The organism is Streptomyces sp. TRM64462, from assembly GCF_013362995.1.
In the GTDB taxonomy this organism is placed as follows: domain Bacteria; phylum Actinomycetota; class Actinomycetes; order Streptomycetales; family Streptomycetaceae; genus Streptomyces.
Map to the genome: position 1 here is coordinate 1 of NZ_JABWDV010000384.1, position 5,864 is coordinate 5,864.

General features: G+C 75.1%; 2 protein-coding genes. Both read right to left on the minus strand.

What is annotated here, in order from left to right; genetic code table 11:
* Positions 1–4,304, minus strand: a 4,304-nt coding sequence (locus tag HTZ82_RS22025) for a type I polyketide synthase (RefSeq protein ID WP_175411178.1), incomplete at its 3' end; no start/stop codon positions are given.
* 129 nt (positions 4,305–4,433) lie between these two features.
* Positions 4,434–5,864: beta-ketoacyl reductase (locus tag HTZ82_RS22030; RefSeq protein WP_175411179.1), on the minus strand; the 1,431-nt coding region annotated here is incomplete at its 5' end.

Below are 5,864 nucleotides of genomic sequence, written 5' to 3' on the forward strand. Positions count from 1 at the left end.
GCGCCCAGCTCCTTCAGTTCGGCGGCGAGGGCGTCCGCGCCTTCGGCGGCGGGGCCGCGTCGGCTGGTGAGGACGAGGGAGGTCACGCCGTGGGCGGTGACGAGGTGGCGGGCGAACAGGGCGCCGAGGGAGCCGGTGCCTCCGGTGATGAGGACGGTGCCGTCCGGACGGAAGACCTCCAGCTCTCCGGTGGCGGTCGTGCTGCCCCGGGTGAGGCGCGGCACGGTCAGGGCGCCGTCCGTGAGCGCGAACTGCGGCTCTCCGGTGGCGACGGCCGCCGCCAGGGCCTGCTCGGAGGCGTCGGTGCCGTCCAGTTCGGCCAGCACGACCCGGCCCGGGTACTCCAGCTGCGCCGTCCGCACCAGACCCCGCACCGCGGCGGCGGCCAGGCCGCCCGACCGCACGGTCACGACCAGCGGGCCGCGCGCCGGGTCCGAGTCCTCCACGAACTCCCGCACCGTGGCCAGGACCCGTCCCACCAGCCCCCGCACCTGCTCGGGCGTCGCGCCCTCCGGCACCGTACTGGCGTCCAGCTCACGCCAACTCACGGGCGCGCTCGACACGTTGAGCGCCGACGGCACCCAGTCCACCTGCCACAGCGCGTCCCGCAGCGGATCGCCGCCGCCCGTGAGCTGCTCGGCGGGCACCGCGCGGGTCACCATCGACGCCACCGTCGCCAGCGGCGCGCCCGCCGCGTCCATCAGGTCCAGCGACACACCCGACCCGGACGGCACGGCACGGACACGCAGCGCCGAGGCGCCCGTCGCGTACAGCGACACCCCGTTCCACGCGAACGGCAGCCGTACGCCCTCCGCCTCCCCGTCCGGGCCGCCGTCCGGGTCCGGGCAGAACGTGCTCGCCTGGAGCGCCGCGTCCAGCAGCGCCGGGTGCAGCCCGAACCGCTCGGCGGCCCCGCTCTCCGCCTCGTCGAGCGCGACCTCCGCGAACACCTCGTCGCCGCGCCTCCACACCTTCCGCAGCGCCTGGAACACCGGGCCGTAGCCGACGCCCGCCGCGTCACGCCCGGCGTAGAACTCCGCGTGGAAGTCCGCCAGGTCCACCGGCTCGGCCCCGGCGGGCGGCCACGCGCCCGCGTACCCGGAGCCCGCCGCGGGACCGGCGGCGCTCTCCGCGAGGAACCCGGACGCGTGCCGCGTCCACGCCTCGTCGTGCGCGGCGTCCTCCGGGCGCGAGTGCACCGTCAGCGGCCTGCGGCCCGTCGCGTCGGGCGCGCCCACGCCGATGCGCAACTGCACCGCACCCTGCGCCGGCAGCACCAGCGGCGCCTCCACGACCAGCTCGTCGACCGTCCCGCACCCGGTCTCGTCACCGGCCCGCACGGCCAGCTCGACCAGCGCGGCACCGGGCACCACGACGACACCGGACACGGTGTGGTCGGCCAGCCACGGGTGCGTGGCCAGGGACAGCCGGCTCGTGCACCACAGGGCCTCCGACTCGGGCAGGCCCAGCACCGCGCCCAGCAGCGGATGCGCCGCGCCCGCCAGACCGGCCGACGACACGTCGCCCGCGGTGCCGTTCCCCGTCAGCCAGTAGCGCTCGCGCTGGAACGCGTACGTCGGGAGGTCGACGCGGCGGGCGCCGGAGCCGTCGAAGTACGTCAGCCAGTCGACGTTGCGCCCGACCGCGTAGAGCTGCGCGACGGACTCCACGAGCACCTGCGGCTCGGGACGGCCGCGCCGCTGCGCCGGGACGACGGTGACGGCGTCGTCGCCGTCCAGGGTCTCCGTGGCCATGGCGGTGAGGACGGCGTCGGGGCCGACCTCCAGGAACGTGGTGGTGCCCAGCTCGGCGAGGGTGCGGACGCCGTCGGAGAACCGCACGGCCTCGCGGACGTGCCGCACCCAGTAGTCGGCGGTCGCCAGCTCGTCCCCGGCGACGGCACCCGTCACGTTCGACACGACCGGGATACGGGGCGAGTGGAACGTGAGTCCCTCCACGACCGCCCGGAACGCGTCGAGCATGGGGTCCATCAGCGGGGAGTGGAAGGCGTGCGAGACGGTGAGCCGCTTGGTGCGGTGCCCGGCGGCCTTCACCTTCTCCGCGACGGCGAGGACCGCCTCCTCCGCTCCGGAGACGACCACGGAGGAAGGCCCGTTGACCGCCGCGACCGACACGCGGTCGCCCAGGCCCTCAAGGAGCGGCAGCACGTCGGCCTCCGGCAGGCCCAGGGCGACCATCGCCCCGCCCGCCGGAAGCGCCTGCATCAGCCGGCCACGAGCCGCGACGAGCGCAGCCGCGTCCTCAAGCGAGAGAACGCCCGCCACATGAGCCGCCGCGATCTCGCCGATCGAGTGTCCCGCGACATGGTCGGGCCGCACCCCCCAGGATTCGATGAGTCGGTAGAGGCCCACTTCGAGCGCGAAGAGGGCCGGCTGGGTCCAGCGGGTCTCGTCCAGGCCGTCACCGAAGGCGACGACCTCCGCCAGCGGACGGTCCAGGTGCACGTCCAGGGCGGCGCACACCTCGTCGTAGGCCCGCGCGAACGCCGGGAACGCGTCGTACAGTTCGCAGCCCATCCCGGCGCGCTGGGCCCCCTGGCCGGTGAACAGCACGGCCAGCCTGCCGGGGGCCCGCTCGCCCTCGACCACGCCCGGCGCCCGCTCCTCGCGGGCCACGGCCGCGAGCGCGTCCAGCAGGTCCTGCCGCTCCGCGCCCACGACGACGGCACGGTGCTCGAAGGCCGTACGGGACGTCACCAGGCTGTGGCCGATGTCGACCGGCCGGCGGTCGCCGCCAGTGCCGTCCGTGTCGTCGGCGGTGGCGAGGGCGTGCAGCCGGGCCGCCTGGTCGCGCAGCGCCTCGGGCGTGCGCGCGGACAGCACCCACGGGACGACGGGCAGGGCGGTGCCCGGCTCCGCCGCCTTCGGGTCGGCCTCTGCGCCGCCCTGGTCCGTGTCCTCCGGGGCCTGTTCGACGACGACGTGCGCGTTCGTACCGGACACCCCGAACGACGAGACACCCGCACGGCGCGGACGCCCGGTCTCCGGCCACGGCCTGGCCTCCGTCAGCAGCTCGACGGCACCCTCGGACCAGTCGACGTGCGGCGTCGGCTCGTCGACGTGGAGGGTCTTGGGCAGCACGCCGTGGCGGATGGCCTCGACCATCTTGATGACGCCCGCGACACCGGCCGCCGACTGGGAGTGCCCGATGTTCGACTTCAACGAGCCCAGCCACAGCGGCCGGTCGGCCGGCCGGTCCTGGCCGTACGTGGCGAGCAGCGCCTGCGCCTCGATCGGGTCGCCCAGCTTCGTGCCCGTACCGTGTGCCTCCACGGCGTCCACGTCGGAGGGCCGCAGGCCGGCGTTCGCCAGGGCCTGGCGGATGACGCGCTGCTGCGACGGGCCGTTCGGGGCGGTGAGTCCGTTGGACGCGCCGTCCTGGTTGACGGCGGTGCCGCGGATGACGGCGAGGACCGGGTGGCCGTTGCGGCGCGCGTCCGACAGCCGCTCCAGCAGGATCAGGCCCGCGCCCTCGGACCAGCCCGTACCGTCGGCCCCGGCCGCGAACGCCTTGCAGCGCCCGTCGGGCGACAGGCCGCGCTGCCGCGAGAACTCCACGAACGTGTCGGGCGTCGCCATCACCGCGACGCCGCCCGCGAGCGCCATCGAGCACTCGCCGCTGCGCAGCGCGTGCGCGGCCAGGTGGATCGCGACCAGCGACGACGAGCACGCCGTCTCGACGGTGACCGCCGGACCCTCAAGGCCCAGCGTGTACGAGACACGGCCGGACGTGGCGCTGCCCGAGTTGCCGATGCTCAGCATGCCCTCGACCTCACGCGGCACGTCGGTGAGACCGACCGCGTAGTCGTGGTACATCACACCGGCGTACACGCCGACGCTACTGCCACCCAGCGTCGTCGGATCGATGGCCGCACGCTCGAACGTCTCCCATGCCGTCTCCAGAAGAATGCGCTGCTGCGGGTTCATGGACAGGGCCTCGCGCGGCGATATCCCGAAGAAGCCGGCGTCGAACTCGTCGGCGCCGTGCAGGAATCCGCCCTCGCGGACGTACGACTTGCCCGAGGCCTCCGGGTCCGGGTCGTACAGCTCGTCGGTGTTCCAGCCGCGGTTGACCGGGAACTCGCTGATCGCGTCGGTGCCGGCGGCGACCAGCCGCCACAGCTCCTCCGGCGTGTTCACACCGCCGGGCAGCCGGCACGCCATGCCGACGATGGCGATGGGCTCCGACTTCACGGCCTCGATGTCGCGCAGCCTGCCCTGCGTCTGCTTCAACTCGGCGACCACGCGCTTGAGATAGTCGCGGAGTTTCTCGTCATTCGTCATGCGGAGTCATTTCCTTCGCAAGTAGGTGGGAGCCCGGGGGCCCCGCCGTGGCGGGGGAGTGTGGAGAGGGCGTGGGCCCCCGGGAGCGGTGGGACGGCGGGGCGGTGGGACCGCGGCCGTCCAGTCGGGTCAGGACAGGCCGAGCTCGCTGTCGATCAGGTCGAACAGCTCGTCGTCGGTGACGGTGTCGAGGTCGGGCCCGTCGCTCTCCCGACCCGCCGGAGCCTTGCCCCAGCGGGCGGCGAGCGCCTGGAGCCGCGCCGCCACCTCGGACTGCCCGCCCGCGTCCAGGACGGACCCGGCCAACGCCCGCTCCAGGCCGTCGAGACCGGCCAGGACGGTGGCCGCGTCGACCACCGCGCCGGCGGCCGCGGCCGCGGGCGCCGCCTCGGTGACGAGCTGCTCCTCCAGGCGGCGGGCCAGGGCCAGCGGGTTGGGGTAGTCGAAGACGAGCGTCGCGGACAGCCGCACCCCCGTCGTCTCGGTGAGACGGTTGCGCAGCTCCACCGCCGCCAGCGAGTCGAACCCGAGGTTCTTGAAGGCCTGGTCCGGCTGGACCGCGTCCGCCCCCGAGTGCCCGAGCGCGGTCGCCGCCTCCTTCCGTACGAGTTCCAGGACCGCCGCGGCGCGCTCGTCCGCGCCCAGCTTCGCCAGCCGGTCGGCGAAGGTCTCGGCCGACGGCGCCGCCGCCGCGCCGGCCTGCTTGCGGGCGGGCCGCACCAGACCCCGCAGCAGCGTCGGCACGGGCTGCTGCCTGGCGTACGCGGCGAGGTCGAGCCGCGCCGGTACGAGGGCGGGCTGCGGCGCCGCGAGCGCCGCGTCGAACAGGGCGAGACCCTGCCCGGCCGTCAGCGCGCGCATCCCGTCGCGCGAGACGCGCCGGCGGGTGCCCTCGGCCTCCGCGAGCGCCGACGCCATGCCGCCGGTCTGCTCCCACAGGCCCCAGGCGAGCGAGGTCGCCGGGAGGCCGAGGGTGCGGCGGTGGCGGGCCAGTTCGTCCAGGAACGCGTTGGCCGCGCTGTAGTTGGCCTGGCCGCGGTTGCCGAGGGTGCCGGACACCGACGAGAAGAGCACGAACGCGTCCAGGTCGATGCCGCGTTCGGTGGTCAGCTCGTGGAGGTGCCAGGCACCGTCGGCCTTGGGGGCGAGGACGGTGTCCAGGCGGTCCGGGGTGAGGGACGCCAGGGAGCCGTCGTCGAGGACACCGGCCGTGTGGATGACGGCGGTGATCCCGTGCAGGTCCAGGAGCCCGGCCAGGGCGTCCCGGTCCCGGGTGTCGCACGCGGCGACCGTGACCTCCCGTGCGCCCAGCTCCTTCAGTTCGGCGGCGAGGGCGTCCGCGCCTTCGGCGGCGGGGCCGCGTCGGCTGGTGAGGACGAGGGAGGTCACGCCGTGGGCGGTGACGAGGTGGCGGGCGAACAGGGCGCCGAGGGAGCCGGTGCCTCCGGTGATGAGGACGGTGCCGTCCGGACGGAAGACCTCCAGCTCTCCGGTGGCGGTCGTGCTGCCCCGGGTGAGGCGCGGCACGGTCAGGGCGCCGTCCGTGAGCGCGAACTGCGG